13 protein-coding genes are annotated in these 13,941 nt (G+C 69.2%); 10 read left to right on the top strand and 3 right to left on the bottom strand.

The window, feature by feature from the left end; all coding sequences use genetic code 11:
- The first annotated feature begins 81 nt into the window (after nucleotides 1-81).
- Genes GP2_RS18900 through solA form a run of 4 tightly spaced genes read left to right on the top strand, consistent with a single transcriptional unit; the run spans nucleotide 82 to nucleotide 4,673 of the window.
- A complete protein-coding gene (locus GP2_RS18900; protein ID WP_006902194.1) occupies nucleotides 82-1,539 on the top strand; it encodes an amidase in 1,458 nt (485 codons plus the stop codon).
- Nucleotides 1,536-2,312, top strand: a complete 777-nt coding sequence (locus GP2_RS18895) for an SDR family NAD(P)-dependent oxidoreductase (RefSeq protein ID WP_006902193.1) — start codon at nucleotides 1,536-1,538, stop codon at nucleotides 2,310-2,312. The genes GP2_RS18900 and GP2_RS18895 overlap by 4 nt, the downstream gene beginning before the upstream one ends.
- 40 nt (nucleotides 2,313-2,352) lie before the next feature.
- The gene (locus tag GP2_RS18890) at nucleotides 2,353-3,507 is read left to right on the top strand and encodes a tyramine oxidase subunit B (RefSeq protein ID WP_006357661.1); all 1,155 of its coding nucleotides are present in this window, start codon (nucleotides 2,353-2,355) and stop codon (nucleotides 3,505-3,507) included.
- Nucleotides 3,504-4,673 (top strand): N-methyl-L-tryptophan oxidase, encoded by a 1,170-nt coding sequence (solA, locus tag GP2_RS18885; RefSeq protein WP_006902192.1) that lies wholly within the window; start codon nucleotides 3,504-3,506, stop codon nucleotides 4,671-4,673. Before GP2_RS18890 ends, solA begins: the two co-directional genes overlap by 4 nt.
- 115 nt (nucleotides 4,674-4,788) lie before the next feature.
- On the opposite strand, the gene GP2_RS18880 is transcribed toward solA, so the two are convergent.
- Nucleotides 4,789-5,718 (bottom strand): LLM class F420-dependent oxidoreductase, encoded by a 930-nt coding sequence (locus GP2_RS18880; RefSeq protein WP_006902191.1) that lies wholly within the window; start codon nucleotides 5,716-5,718, stop codon nucleotides 4,789-4,791.
- A gap of 165 nt (nucleotides 5,719-5,883) precedes the next feature.
- Between GP2_RS18880 and GP2_RS18875 the strand changes: the two genes are divergently transcribed.
- Nucleotides 5,884-6,297: a hypothetical protein gene (locus GP2_RS18875; protein ID WP_006902190.1), complete on the top strand. Its 414-nt coding sequence runs from the start codon at nucleotides 5,884-5,886 to the stop codon at nucleotides 6,295-6,297.
- 222 nt (nucleotides 6,298-6,519) lie between these two features.
- On the opposite strand, the gene GP2_RS18870 is transcribed toward GP2_RS18875, so the two are convergent.
- Entirely contained in the window at nucleotides 6,520-7,023 is a 504-nt protein-coding gene (locus tag GP2_RS18870; RefSeq protein WP_006902189.1) for a mycothiol transferase, read from the bottom strand.
- A gap of 68 nt (nucleotides 7,024-7,091) precedes the next feature.
- Between GP2_RS18870 and GP2_RS18865 the strand changes: the two genes are divergently transcribed.
- The 5 genes from GP2_RS18865 to GP2_RS18845 all read left to right on the top strand — a co-directional run bounded on the left by GP2_RS18865 (nucleotide 7,092) and on the right by GP2_RS18845 (nucleotide 12,802).
- A complete protein-coding gene (locus GP2_RS18865) occupies nucleotides 7,092-8,573 on the top strand; it encodes an LLM class flavin-dependent oxidoreductase (RefSeq protein WP_006902188.1) in 1,482 nt (493 codons plus the stop codon).
- A gap of 13 nt (nucleotides 8,574-8,586) precedes the next feature.
- Entirely contained in the window at nucleotides 8,587-9,654 is a 1,068-nt protein-coding gene (locus GP2_RS18860) for a methionine ABC transporter ATP-binding protein (RefSeq protein ID WP_006902187.1), read from the top strand.
- A complete protein-coding gene (locus tag GP2_RS18855) occupies nucleotides 9,651-10,361 on the top strand; it encodes a methionine ABC transporter permease (RefSeq protein WP_006902186.1) in 711 nt (236 codons plus the stop codon). Before GP2_RS18860 ends, GP2_RS18855 begins: the two co-directional genes overlap by 4 nt.
- A gap of 74 nt (nucleotides 10,362-10,435) precedes the next feature.
- Nucleotides 10,436-11,362, top strand: a complete 927-nt coding sequence (locus GP2_RS18850; protein ID WP_006902185.1) for a MetQ/NlpA family ABC transporter substrate-binding protein — start codon at nucleotides 10,436-10,438, stop codon at nucleotides 11,360-11,362.
- A 111-nt stretch (nucleotides 11,363-11,473) separates the two neighbouring features.
- Nucleotides 11,474-12,802 carry a YibE/F family protein gene (locus tag GP2_RS18845; RefSeq protein WP_006902184.1) on the top strand — a complete coding sequence of 443 codons (1,329 nt, stop codon included), beginning with the start codon at nucleotides 11,474-11,476 and terminating at the stop codon, nucleotides 12,800-12,802.
- A gap of 14 nt (nucleotides 12,803-12,816) precedes the next feature.
- On the opposite strand, the gene GP2_RS18840 is transcribed toward GP2_RS18845, so the two are convergent.
- Nucleotides 12,817-13,662, bottom strand: coding sequence for a serine hydrolase (locus tag GP2_RS18840; RefSeq protein WP_040527478.1), 846 nt, complete (start codon nucleotides 13,660-13,662; stop codon nucleotides 12,817-12,819).
- Nucleotides 13,663-13,941: the final 279 nt, after the last annotated feature.

Raw genomic sequence — 13,941 nt, 5'->3', positions numbered from 1 at the left:
TCGACGGACATTTGTTGGGCGCCGAAAAGCACTCGCGCCGAACCATTCCCACCTGCCCCCTCACCCATTTCAGGAGTAGTCATGGACGCCGACCAGTACGCATGGATGTCCGCGACCGAGATCGCGGCCAAGATCGCCGCCGGCGAGCTCACCGCGCTCGAGGTCGCCGAGGCCGCCTGTGCGCGGATCGAGGCGATCAACCCGCTGATCAACGCCTATGTCCACTACGACCGGGAACAGGTCCTGGCCGACGCCCGGGAACTCGACGCCAAGCAGGCCGCCGGCGAGCCGCTCGGACCGCTCCACGGCGTGCCGTTCGCGATCAAGTGCCTCACCGAGGTCGCCGGCCTGCCCAACACGCATTCGATGACGCCGTTCGCCGACGAGATCGGCAAGGAGGACGCCGTCGTCGTCGCGCGACTCAAGGCCGCGGGCGGCCTGTTCACCGGCCTGACCAACGCGCCCGAGGGCGGCTACTACGGCGGCACCGACAGCCACCTCTACGGCCCCACCCACAATCCGTTCAAGCACGGTCACACCGCGGGCGGCTCGTCCGGGGGCTCGGCGGCCGCGGTCGCCGCGGGCCTGGTGCCGATCGCCGAGGGCGCCGACGGCGCCGGCTCGGTCCGCATCCCGTCGGCGATGTGCGGGGTCGTGGGCCTCAAGCCCTCGCTCGGGCGCATCCCGCATGCCCTGCTGCAGACCAAGTTCGAGACCTGGGTCTTCCACGGCCCCATCACCCGCACCGTCGAGGACGCCGCGCTCATGTTCGACGTCATGACCGGATTCGATCCGAGCGATCCGATGAGCCTGCCCCGCGAGGTCGAGTCGTACGCCGCCGAACTCGACGAGACCGAGGGCGAGAAGCCGCTGTCCGGCCTGCGGGTCGCGTACTCCCCGGACCTCAACGTCGGCCACGTCGACCCGGAGGTCGCCGCGATCTGCCGCGAGGCGGTCACCGCATTCGAGACGCTGGGCGCCACGGTCACCGAGGCCACCCCCAACTGGGGCAATCCGGAACAGGCCATGTGGGAGGGAATCTGGGTGCCCGGCTTCGCCGCCGACAACGACCTGTTCCCGGACTGGAAGGAGCTGAGCGGTCAACTCGACGACCAGCTGATCGAGATCCACGAGCTGTCCAAGACCCTCACCGCCGAGGAGGTCGGCCGCGCCCAGGCCTTCCGCTCGCGGATGTACGACACCTTCACCGAGTTCATGGAGCACTACGACCTGCTCGTCTCGCCGACGCTGGCGTCAGCGGCCTTCCCGCTCGACCAGTTCGCCCCGGAGTGGCTGGCCGACGAGCCGCTGCAGACCCAGCTCCTGGGCTGGCTGCTGACCTACCCGTACAACATGCTCACCTCGCCGGCCATCACCGTCCCCGCCGGCTTCACCGAGGACGGACGCCCGGTCGGCCTGCAGATCGCGGCCCGCCACCGCGCGGATGCCGACGTCCTGGCGGCGGCCAAGGCCTTCTCCACCGTCCGGCCGTGGGCGGACCGCTACGAGTCCAACGTCATCGAAGGAGAGTCCAAGTGATCGACCTGACCGGCAAGACCGCCGTCGTCACCGGCGGTTCGCGCGGCATCGGACGCGCCAGCGCGCTGCGCCTCGCCGAGGCCGGCGCCTCGGTGATCATCTGCGACCGTTCCGATTTCAAGGCCGGCGACGAGTCCTGTTCGGCCGAGATCCGCCGCGCGGGCGGCACCGCGGAGTCGCGTGAGCTCGACGTCGCCGATTCCGCCGCGGTGGACCGGGTGTTCGGCGAGATCGCCGCCGAGCACGGCATCGACATCCTGGTCAACAACGCCGGCGTCCTCTTCGCCGGGAGCGCCACCGAGACCACCGACGAGGTGTGGCGGCAGCAGTTCGCGGTGAACGTCGACGGGACGTTCTTCTGCACCCGGGCGGCGTTGCGGGCCATGCTCGACGCCGGCAACGGCGGCAAGATCGTCAACGTCGCCTCGATCAGCGGGCTGCGCGCCAACCCCGGCTTCGCCGCGTACTGCGCCAGCAAGGCGGCGATGGTGAACTTCACCCGCCAGGCCGGGATCGACTACGCCGCAGACGGAATCAACGTCAACGGCGTCGCGCCGGGCTTCGTCGAGACCGACATGACCTCCCTCTACTCCCCGGAGATCCGCGCCGCGCTCGAGGGGCAGACGCCCAATGGCAGGTGGGCGACCTCTGAGCAGATCGCCGACTCGGTGCTGTTCCTCGCCTCGCCGCTGTCCGACCACATCTGCGGCGAGATCCTCACCGTCGACGGCGGCTGGATGGTCGGCACCCCGGTGGTCGTCCAGTCCGCCTGACCCACACCACACACACCACGACACGCGAAGGGATCACCCGATGACCGAGACCACGGTCGAGACCACCACCACCGACACCGCCATCGACTTCCTCTACCTCTCCGAGCCCGACATGGTGGCCGCCGGCGTCACCGACATGGCCGCCTGTGTGGACACCATGGAGGAGATGTTCGCCCTCCTCGGCCGCGGCGACTACCGCATGGCCGGCAAGAACAGCGACTCCCACGGATCGATGATCTCCTTCCCGGAGGAGCCCGAGTTCCCGGGCATGCCCCGCCACACCGAGGACCGCCGCTTCATGGCCATGCCCGCCTACCTGGGCGGGGCCTTCCACTCCGCGGGCGTCAAGTGGTACGGATCGAACATCGAGAACAAGCTCTCCGGCCTCCCCCGCTCGATCCACCTGTTCGTCCTCAACGACGTGGAGACCGGCGCCCCGCGTGCGGTGATGTCGGCCAACCTGCTGTCGGCCATGCGCACCGGCGCGATCCCCGGTGTCGGAGCCCGCCTCTTCGCCCCCGAGGACTCCAAGGTCGTCGGCATCGTCGGCCCGGGCGTGATGGCGCGCACCGCGCTGCAGTCGTTCGTCGTCGCCCGGCCGGGGATCGAACTGGTGAAGGTCAAGGGCCGCAGCGAGCGCGGACTCAACATCTTCCGCGAATGGATGGAGCGCGAATTCCCGCAGATCCGTGTGGAATTCGTCGACACCAACGAGGCCGCGGTGCGCGACTCCGACATCGTGACCTACTGCACCACCAGTGGCGGGTCGCCGGAGAACTACCCCGTTCTCAAGCGCGAATGGGTCAAGCCCGGCGCCTACCTCGCCATGCCGTCGTCGGTCAGCCTCGACGACGACCTGATCTCCGACGACGTGCGCCTCGTCGTCGACAACCTCGGGCTCTACGAGGCCTGGGCCGACGAGTTCCCCTACCCCACCTACGCCTCGATCCCGATCGTGGGCTGCTTCTTCACCGACCGCGTGCACGAGGGCAAGCTCGCCGAGGAACGCATCGAGGACATCGGCCGCATCCTCGCCTCGGGCGGCACCGAGCGCGACCCCGATCAGATCGTCATCTTCTCCATCGGCGGCATGCCGGTCGAGGACGTCGCGTGGGCGACCCGCGTGTACGAGCGTGCCCGCACCCTCGGTATCGGCACCTCGCTGAACCTCTGGAACACCCCGGTGCTGGCATGACCTCGGCATCGACCCCCGAAGAACTCGTCGACGTCGCCGTCATCGGCGCCGGCAGCGTCGGCGCGATGGCCCTGTGGCACCTGTCGAAGGTGCCCGGGCTGTCGGTCCTCGGCATCGAACAGTACGGCCGCGCACACGGACTCGGTTCCTTCGCCGGCGAGTCCCGGTTGTTCCGGATGGCCTACAAGGAGGGCGGACTCTACCTCCCGCTGCTGACCGACGCCCGTCGCCAGTGGCTCGAGCTCGAACAGGAGGCCGGCACCGAGATCCTGCTGCAGGTCGGTGCGTTGAGCATCGGCACCGAGACGCAGCCGGAGATGGTCGCGACCAGGGAGACGATCGACAACTTCGGACTCCCCCACCGATACCTCGACACCGAAGAACTGCGAAAGGAGTACCCGCAGCACGACGTCCACGACTCGGACGTGGGCATCCTCGATCCCCAGGGCGCAGGGCTGCGTCCCGAGGTCGCAGTGTGCAGCGCACTGCGGCTCGCCGAGGCCAACGGCGTCCGCATGCGTTACCGCTGTGCGGTCGAGGCGGTCGAACCCGGTGACAACGGCGTCACCATCCGCACGGCCCAGGGCGTCGTGCGGGCCCGGACCGCCATCGTGACGACCGGGTCGTGGGCGACGGAGCTGTTGCCCGGCGTCCGCGACCTGGTCCACGTGCAGCGCCTCGCGCTCTCGTGGTTCATGCCCGCCGACATCGGCCGGTACCTCCCCGAGCGGTTCCCGGTGTTCATGCGCGACATCGACGACGTGCACTTCTTCGGTGCGCCGTCGCTCGACGGATACAGCGTCAAGGTCAGCCCCGGCCACCTCGACCTCCCGTCCGCCCCGACGCTCGCCGAACTGCCCGATCTGCCCGACGATTTCGGCGCCCACCTCGCCGCGCAGGTGACCGACTTCTTCCCGGACATGAACCCCGAGCCGGTCCGCCTCACCGCGCACCACGAGATGTTCACCGCCGATCGCGTCCCGATCGTCGACCGGGACCCGACGGGCAGCATCGTGGCCGTCGCCGGACTCTCCGGACACGGGTTCAAGCTCGCACCGACGTTCGGCAGGATCGCGCGCGAACTCGCCGTCGACGGCACCAGCACGCTGTGCCCACGCGAGTTCACCCTCGCCGCACACCGGCAACGCGCCGCCGCGCTCGCCTGAGCGTCGACGGCCCCCGTACCCGGCCTCCGCGTCGAGCTGCCTCACGGCCTCGGCGCGGAGGCCGCTCCATTGCGGGACCGGGTCGCCTGCGGGGCCAGTCGGAGGACGGAGCGGCTCAGCGCAGCTGCGGCGCCACCTTCGACGACACCAGTTCCAGGTGGTCGAGGTCTCCGAGGTCGAGCGTCTGCAGGTAGATGCGCTCGATGCCGAGTTCGCGGTAGGTCGCGATCTTGGCGACGACCTCGTCGGGGGTGCCGGCGGCACCGTTCTCCCGCAGCTCCTCCGGCTCGCGGCCGATCGCCTCGGCACGGCGCCGGAACTCGGCTTCGTCACGGCCGCAACACAACACGAGGGCGGCAGAGTACGTCATCGTCTCCGGACGGCGGCCGGCCGCCGCACACGCCGCCTCCACACGGCCCATCAGGTCGCGGGCGGTCTCGACCGGCTGGAACACGATGTTGAACTCGTCGGCGAACCGCGCCGCGATCGCCGGGGTGCGCTTCTTGCCGCTGCCGCCGACGATGATCGGCGGTCGCGGCCTCTGCACGGGCTTCGGCAGTGCCGGGGAGTCACTGAGCTGGAAGTACCGCCCGTTGTGGTCGAAGGTCTCCCCCTCCGGGGTCCCCCACAGGCCGGTGATGATCTCGAAGGTCTCCTCGAGGCGGTCGAACCGCTCCTTGACCGGCGGGAACGGGATGCCGTAACCACGGTGCTCCGGCTCGTACCAGCCGGCGCCGAGCCCCAGTTCGACACGACCGCCGCTCATCTGGTCGACGTTGGCGACCGCAACGGCGAACGGGCCGGGCAGGCGGAACGTCGCCGACGTCACCAGCGTCCCCAACCGGATCCGGGACGTCTCGCGAGCCAGACCGGCAAGGGTGATCCACGCGTCCGACGGACCGGGCCGCCCGTCGGTGTTCATCCCGCTGAAGTGATCCGAGCGGAAGAAGGCGTCGTATCCGAGATCCTCGGTGGCCTTGGCGACCGCGAGCAACTGGTCGTAGGTCGCGCCTTGCTGGGGTTCGGTGAAGATTCGCAACTGCACGGTTTCAACTTACGCCCGGTGGGAACCCGATATGCGCAAGCCCGGCGGGAGCCCGCCATGGTGCACGCACGGCCCCATCCGACGGGCGAGCCGGAACCGAATGGCTCAGTGCTCGCACACGCGCAGTAGCAGTACTCGACAGCAGTCCTCGACAAAGGAGTCGACATGAAGACAGTTGCACGCACAGCACTCGGTTTCGTCGTCGCGGCGGCGGGCGCCACCGCGGTCTCCCTCGCGGCGGCGCCGTCGGCCGGGGCGGCCCCCACGGTCTGTCCGGCCCTCCCGGGTCAGACCTCGTCGGCGGCATCCTGCAGCGCCGAGTCCGGCCCGACCGGCCTCGCGCTCGCCATCACCGACAACGGCGGCAAGGCCTCCTCCACCGCCGACAACTTCGCCGGTCCCGCCGCCATCGCCCTGGGCCCCGGCGCGACGGTCACGATGACCGGTGACCGTGCCGGACTGGCCATCGGCATCGCCGGCCCCGGCGGTCAGGTGGTCGTCGACGGCAAGAACGGCCCGACATGCAAGGGACCGGCCTTCGCGGGGGACTTCCAGACGCTGAAGGGGTGCATGTCCTAGCCGGCGCCGCCAGACGCGACGGCTTCCCCGCCTCCGGCGGTGAACAACTGCCTCACCCCTGCGGCGGTGAATGACTGCCTCACGCCTGCGGCGGTGATGACTTCCTCACGCCTCCGGCGGTGAATGACTGCCTCACGCCTCCGGCGTGGGGAACGGGGAGCGGCCGGCCTGGAGTCCCAGGGTCGGCCGGCTTCCGGCTTGCCTCGCCGGTGGCCGGACGTCTCAGGCGAACAGACCCCGCAGGTACGCGGCCTGACCGATGTGCTGGGCGTCGTCGTCGATGATGCTGACCAGCCGCACCCCGAGGGTCACCGGCGGGTCCCAGTGGGCGTCGACCACCCGGTCCAGGTCCGAGTCGGACAACGACTCGATGAAGTCCCGGCTGACCGCGTGCGTCGCGTCGTAGTACCCCTGTAACAGAGACACGTCGTCGACGACGACCCGCGCCACGTCCGCCGGGGTGTGCCCGTACCCGGTGTGCTCGGCCGGCAGGTCGAGACCGAACCGCTCGAACCAACCTCCGGAACGCCATACCTCCTCTGTCCCAGCGACATCCGCCACCTGGGCGTCCTGGACACGTGTGAGATGCCAGACAAGCCACGCGATCGTGTTCGCGCCCCGGGCCGGAGCGCGATTCAACTCGGCGGGCCCCAACCCGTCGAGAACTGCGGAAACGTTCTCCGCGATGCGTCCGAGGCCGTCGTTTAACACATCTTTTCCGCGCACGAGTCGAATTTAGCCCGCGATGCGCGCAAAGATGGCGACTCCGCCGATCCGTCTGGATCATTCCTCGGGTGTCTGAACCGAACCAGCCCGCCGTGACCCCCGACAACGGCACGAGCACCACCCGCAAGATCCGTTTCAACGCCTTCGACATGAATTGCGTTGCGCACCAGTCCCCCGGCCTGTGGCGCCATCCGAAGGACCGGGCCTGGGACTACAACACGATCGACTACTGGGTCGATCTCGCAAGGCTTCTCGAGACCGGCGGCTTCGACGGCCTGTTCATCGCCGACGTCCTCGGTGTCTACGACGTGTACGCCGGCACCGACGAGGCCGCGATCCGCCAGGGCACCCAGATCCCGGTCAACGACCCGATCCTCCTGGTGTCCGCGATGGCCCATGCCACCGAGCATCTCGGCTTCGGCATCACCACCGGCACCGGCTTCGAGCACCCCTTCCCGTTCGCCCGCCGGATGTCGACCCTGGATCACCTCACCGGAGGTCGCATCGGCTGGAACGTCGTCACCGGGTACCTGCCGTCGGCGGCGCGCAACATGGGCGCCGACGACCAGCTCCAGCACGACGACCGCTACGACCAGGCCGACGAGTACCTGACCGTCCTCTACAAGCTGTGGGAGGGCTCGTGGGAACGCGACGCGGTCCTGCGTGACCGCGACCGCGGCATCTTCACCGACCCCGCCAAGGTGCACCACATCGGCCACCGCGGAAAGCACTACACCGTTCCCGGCGTGCACCTCTGCGAGCCGTCGCCGCAGGGTTCGCCGGTGATCTACCAGGCAGGAGCGTCGCCGCGGGGTCGTCGTTTCGCCGCCGAGAACGCCGAGGCGATCTTCGTCGCCGCGCCCACCAAGGCCATCCTGCGCGACGTCGTCGGCAAGATCCGCGAGGAACTGGTGCTGGCCGGCCGCGATCCCTACGACGCCAAGATCTACACGCTGCTGACCATCATCACCGACTCCACCCCGGAGGCCGCACGGGAGAAGGCCGCCGAGTACCAGCGGTACGCCAGTGAAGAGGGTGCGCTCGTGCTGATGTCGGGGTGGATGGGCATCGACCTCGCGGCCTACGACATCGACGAGCCGATCGGCAACGTTGAGAGCAACGCCATCCAGTCCGCCGTCGCCGCGTTCCAGCAGGCCAGCGACTCCGGAGAGGAATGGCGCGTGCGCGAGATCGCGGAATGGGGCGGCATCGGAGGCACCGGACCGGTCCTCATCGGCTCGGGCGACGAGGTCGCGCAGGCCCTGCAGGAGTGGGTCGCCGAGACCGACGTCGACGGCTTCAACCTCGCCTACGCGATCACCCCGGGCACGTTCGAGGACATCGTCACCCATGTGATCCCGGCCCTCGAGCGTCGCGGCCTCTACGACCGCGAGTATGTACCGGGAACGTTGCGCCACAAGCTGTTCGGCCGCGGCGACCTGCTGCCCGACAACCACCGCGGATCGACCTACCGCGTCGGCGGCGTGAACTCGACCATCGACGACTCGATCCGTGAGACCAACCGCCTCATCCTGTCCGGGACGAAGTGACGAGGGTGCCGAGATGATCGAAGTGGTAGAACTCACCAAGGTGTTCGGGGCCGGCACCTCGAAGCCGACCACGGTGCTCGACGAGATCGACTTCACCGTCGACTCGGGCGAGATCTTCGCCGTCGTCGGGCCGTCCGGCGCGGGCAAGAGCACCCTGGCACGATGCCTGAACCTCCTGGAGCGCCCGACGTCGGGCAAGGTCGTCGTCAACGGCGAGGACCTGACCGCCCTCGGCACGTCCGGCCTGCGCGACGCCCGTCGTCGTATCGGGACCGTGTTCCAGTCGTCGAGCCTGCTGGCCCGCCGGACCGCCGCCGAGAACGTCGCCCTGCCGCTGGAATACCTCGGCGCGACGAAGGCGTCCACCAGGGCACGGGTCGCCGATCTGCTCGATCTCGTCGGCCTGGCCGACAAGGCGAACCTGTACCCGCATCAGCTCTCCGGCGGCCAGCGCCAGCGCGTCGGCATCGCCCGCGCGCTCGCCCTCAAGCCGTCGGTGCTGCTGTCCGACGAGGCGACGTCGGGCCTCGACCCGGCCGCCACGGACACGTTCCTGAACCTGCTCACGGAGGTCCGCGACGAACTCGGCCTCGCCGTCGTGTTCATCACCCACGAGATGGACACGATCGTCCGCGTCGCCGACACCGTCGGACGGCTCGACCACGGCCGGATCGTCGAGCACGGACGGCTCGACGACCTGGTGCTCGATCCGGATTCCGTTCTGGGACGGGCACTCCGGCCTCGTGGCCCGGCTGCCCGGGCGGGTGCCGATCAGGCCGCAATCGACGTCGTCTACAACTCCACCTCCGTGCCGGCCGACTGGCTCACGCGGCTCGGCGGCCGACTCGGCATCCCGATCTCGGTCCTCGGCGCGAACGTCCAGACCGTCGACGGGATCGCCTTCGGCGACCTCACCGTGTCGGTGCCGGCGGACCACGTGTCGGCGTTCGTCGACGCTGCCGCCGAACTGGAGTTGTCCGCCCGCACCACGCAAACACCCGGCGCGGCAACCGATCCGGCCGATGACCACGACGCCACGACGAACGACATCCTGACGACGAAGGAGGAGGTGGCGGTATGAGCACGACAAGCCATCTCGCCGCGATCACCGTCCCCGTCGACGAGATCCCCGACCTGCTGCTGCCGGCGTTCGTCGACACCGTGCTCATGGTGAGCATCGTGATGGTGATCGTGCTGGTCGTCGGGGTGCCGCTCGGCGCGCTGGTCCACAACCTCGCCCCGGGCGGGCTCTTCCCCAACCGCGCGCTGCACACGCCGTTGTCCTGGATCATCAGCATCGGGCGATCGTTGCCCTTCCTCGTGCTGATGACCGCCATCATCCCGTTCACTCGTCTCGTGACCGGAACCAACATCGGCATCGCCGCCGCGGTGGTCCCGATGTCCATCGCGGGCATCGCGTTCTTCACCCGCATCGTGGAGAACTCGCTGCGCTCGGTGCCCGCCTCGACCATCGACGTCGCCCGCGCCTCCGGCGGTTCCAACGCCCAGATCATCTGGAAGGCACAGGTTCCCGAGGCGCTGCCGAGCATCGTCGGCGGCCTGACCATCAACACGATCGCGATGATCGAGTACTCGACCATCGCGGGCACCATCGGCGCGGGCGGCCTCGGCTACGTCGCGGTCACCTACGGCTACCAGCGATTCGACCAGGGCGTCATGATCGCCACGATCATCGTCCTCGTCATCACCGTGGCGCTCATCCAGCTCGCGGGCGACGCACTCGTGCGCAGCCTCAACCCGGTGACCAACAAGCGCGTCAACCACTGACCGCGTCCGGCCGCACCGAACCCTCCCTCGAATCGCCCTCCGCGATCCGCACTTTCACCACGAAAGGTCCATCCATGTCCTCCGACCTCAACACCGGCGCGCCGGAGACGCAGAAGCCCTCTCCCGCATCGGGTTCCGACATCGAGATCTCCACGCGACGCCGCTGGCCGCTGATCGCCGGCGTTCTCGTCGTGGTCGCCGTCCTGGCCGGCGTGCTCGGCTGGCGCTTTCTCGGCTCCGACTCGACCTCCCCCAACGAGACCCCGGGCGCGACGCTGACCGTCGTCACCGCCGAGGGCAACGCCGCCGAGCAGGCGCTCGTCGAGTTCGTCAGCCGGGAGGTCGCCCCGAAGTACGACATCAAGGTCGCGTTCAAGGGCCTGTCCGACTCGACGACGCTGAACCGCGCGGTCAGTGACGGCGAGGTCGCCGGCACCATCTACCAGCACAAGCTGTGGCTGTCGCAGGTCCTCGAGGCCAACCCCGACTTCAAGGAGGTCGCCGCGACCCCCGTCTTCCGCTGGGGCTTCGGCATCTGGTCGGACAAGTACGCCAACCCGCAGGACCTGCCGCAGAACGCCAAGGTGTCGCTGTACTCCGATCCCGCCAACGAGGCCCAGGGCCTGTGGCTGCTCGAGCGCGCCGGCCTGATCACCCTCAAGCCGGGCATCGACAAGTGGAAGGCGACCCAGAAGGACATCGCCGAGAACCCGCGCAACCTGCAGTTCGTCCTGCTCGACTTCGCCGCGCAGTCCCGGTCGCTCGCCGACCTCGACGCCACCGTCGGCTACACCGAGTACTACCTGGCGGCGGGTATCCCGATCTCCAAGCAGATCTTCGCGCCGCCGGCCCCGGACGAGTTCGCCGGCCAGCTCACCATCGGCACCGAGTGGGAGAACACCGAGAACATCAAGAACCTCGTGGCCGCCTTCAAGGACCCCGCCGTGCAGGAGTTCCTGGCCACCGATCCGACCGTGAAGGACATCCTGCTGCCGCTGTGATCACGCAGGGGTCGCACTCTGCGACGAATTGTGCCGAGTTCCGGCCGCCACGTCCGTGAGCGCCCGGGTCGCCGTTCCGCGACCCGGGCGCTTGCGCATAGGCTCACCGGCGTGGCGCGCACTCAACATGGTCACCCGCACCTGACCGACATCTCCCACGCCCTGTCCCCGTTCGCCAAGTGGTTCGTCATCGCGACACTGGCGGTCACCGGGGTGGCCGTGGTCATCGGCATGGCCGTGCTCTGGCCGTCGGATGCCGACCATCCGATCCCCACGCAGTTCCGGACCGCCGACGGCGGTCCCATCCAGACCGTCGACGGCGAGATCGTCGACCAGTTCCGGGCGAACTGCCTGAGCTCGGTGGCCGGCAGCGTCCTCGAGACCGCCGACATCCCGGTCAACCCGGTCGCCGACGGCGCCTGCATCTTCAACACGGTGCGCATCGACTCCGGCGAGCACAGCGGCCGGTACACGGTGCTCGAGATCCCGACCGAGCGTGCCCAGTCGGGCACCGCACCAGGCGCCGATGCCCCGGGGACCAGCGACTCCCCGCAGGCCGGGCAGCCGATCCTGCGCGTCGGCGACGCGATACGCCTCGCCGCGATCCCGAGTCCGAGCGGCGTGAACTACAGCTTCTTCGACTTCCAGCGCGGCACCGCGACGGTGGTGTGGGCGATCCTGTTCGTCGCCGCGATCGTCCTGGTCGCGGCCTGGCGCGGTTTCCGTTCGATCCTCGGCCTGGCCTTCGCCTTCGGCGTGCTGATCGTGTTCACGCTGCCCGCCATCCTCGACGGCGCGTCACCGGTGGCGGTGGCGGTCGTGTCGTCGGCGGTGATCCTGTTCGTCGTGCTCTACCTGGCGCACGGGATCAGCCTGCGCACCTCGTCGGCGCTCCTGGGAACACTGACATCGCTGCTGCTGGCCGGGCTCTTGAGCTGGCTGGCGATCAAGACGATGAACCTCACGGGCCTGTCGGGCGACCAGACCACCAATCTGCAGGTCTACCAGGGCAACATCTCGGTGAGCGGCCTCCTGCTGGCCGGATTCATCATCGGCACCCTCGGTGTGCTCAACGACGTGACGATCACCCAGGCGTCGGCGGCCTTCGAGCTCGCCGCCGCCGGCGAACCCTCACGGATCGCGACGTTCCGCGCCGCGATGCGCGTCGGCCGAGACCACATCGCCAGCACCGTCTACACCCTGGTCTTCGCCTACGCCGGCAGCGCCCTGCCGCTGATGCTGCTGTTCTCGGTGGCCCAGCAGCCGCTCGGCGGGCTGCTCACGACCGACGTGGTGGCCGTCGAGCTCGCCCGGTCGTTCGTCGGCGGTATCGCGATCGCGCTGTCGGTGCCCCTGACCACCGCGATCGCGGCCGCGCTGTGCCGCCCGGCGGGGGCACCGCAGGCGCCCGCGGGACGCCACGAGGCGGCCGACGCCTGATCCATCGGAGTCCGTCAACAGCGGCCCTTCGGCAGGTCGGCGAGATTCTTGCCCAGCCAGTTGCCGACGCGCGTGAGCATCTTGGTGCCGTCGGTGAAGGAACCGCTTCGCGGGATCGCCGCCATCGACACCGCGACCTGACCGTCGGTGGTGGTGATGATCCCCAGCTGTCGCACGAGATGGCCGGACGACTTCGACGTCGCCGGACCCCAGCCGCCCTTGACCGCGGTGACCGCGCCCTTCTCGCGCCCGACCCTGGCGATCCCCCACTGCTGGTTGGGGGCGACCTGACTCATCAGGCGGATGATGTTCTCACTGTCTCGGAAGCAGGGCAGGTGCGCTCCGAAGACGGCCTGATCCCGCAGGGCCCAGGAGGTGTGGCCGGGATACGACGGCGGGTCGTCGATCTCGGAGGAGACGTGAGTCCGGGTGTCGTGGCCCTCGCGCAGCACCGCGGTGACGGCGTCGACCGATGCGCGTCCACCGCCGAGCACACCCCAGAGCTCGCCGGCCGCGTCGTTGTCGGAGAAGGTGATGGCCTTGTCCTCCATCTTCGCGACCTCCGGCCCGCGCTCGCGTTGCGCGGCCAACGAGACCGGCACCTTCATCGTCGACCACGCCCGACCCGCCTTGAGCGATCCGAAGGAGATCACCTGGTCGCTGCCGATGGGTGCGATCGCGACGCCGACCTGCCCGGGGAGCGACTTCTTCATCGACTTCGCCAGGGCCGCATAGCTCTTCGCGAGCTTTTTCTCCACGGGCTCCGGCGGCGCGAACCAGGTGGCGAACGGCTCGGGCAGCGGCGGCAGCGCGGGAAGGGGCACGGCGTTCGCAGACCCCACGCCGAGCACCACGCTCATCGCGAGGGCTCCGACGACGAGGGCAAACCGAGTCACAACTTTCACAATTTTCTCCTGAGTCACTCTAGAAACAGGAGAATACTGTCGGTGTGAGTCGCGGAACCAGTCAGTTGACCCAATCGGTACCTGGCCGCGACCGGCCCGGAGCCTGCCTCAGGTCACGGGCGGCAACCGCCCCCGAATTCCGCCCTCCAGCGGGGCGCCGGCGGCACAGCGCGATCCGCTTCGCCTGAGCGGCGCTTCTCAGGCGCTGTTTTCCGGGACGCGTCTGCGGACCGC

Source organism: Gordonia paraffinivorans NBRC 108238 (genome assembly GCF_000344155.1).
Classification (GTDB): domain Bacteria; phylum Actinomycetota; class Actinomycetes; order Mycobacteriales; family Mycobacteriaceae; genus Gordonia; species Gordonia paraffinivorans.
This window is presented reverse-complemented; position numbering and strand designations above follow the sequence as displayed.

What these genes read in the sequence shown, in the direction of transcription:
- GP2_RS18875 (WP_006902190.1), top strand. Translation starts at nt 5,884, where the DNA reads ATGAAGACAGTTGCACGCACAGCACTCGGTTTCGTCGTCGCGGCGGCG.
- GP2_RS18850 (WP_006902185.1), top strand. Translation starts at nt 10,436, where the DNA reads ATGTCCTCCGACCTCAACACCGGCGCGCCGGAGACGCAGAAGCCCTCT.
- GP2_RS18855 (WP_006902186.1), top strand. Translation starts at nt 9,651, where the DNA reads ATGAGCACGACAAGCCATCTCGCCGCGATCACCGTCCCCGTCGACGAG.
- GP2_RS18900 (WP_006902194.1), top strand. Translation starts at nt 82, where the DNA reads ATGGACGCCGACCAGTACGCATGGATGTCCGCGACCGAGATCGCGGCC.
- GP2_RS18840 (WP_040527478.1), bottom strand. Translation starts at nt 13,662, where the DNA reads ATGAGCGTGGTGCTCGGCGTGGGGTCTGCGAACGCCGTGCCCCTTCCC.
- GP2_RS18890 (WP_006357661.1), top strand. Translation starts at nt 2,353, where the DNA reads ATGACCGAGACCACGGTCGAGACCACCACCACCGACACCGCCATCGAC.
- GP2_RS18860 (WP_006902187.1), top strand. Translation starts at nt 8,587, where the DNA reads ATGATCGAAGTGGTAGAACTCACCAAGGTGTTCGGGGCCGGCACCTCG.
- solA (WP_006902192.1), top strand. Translation starts at nt 3,504, where the DNA reads ATGACCTCGGCATCGACCCCCGAAGAACTCGTCGACGTCGCCGTCATC.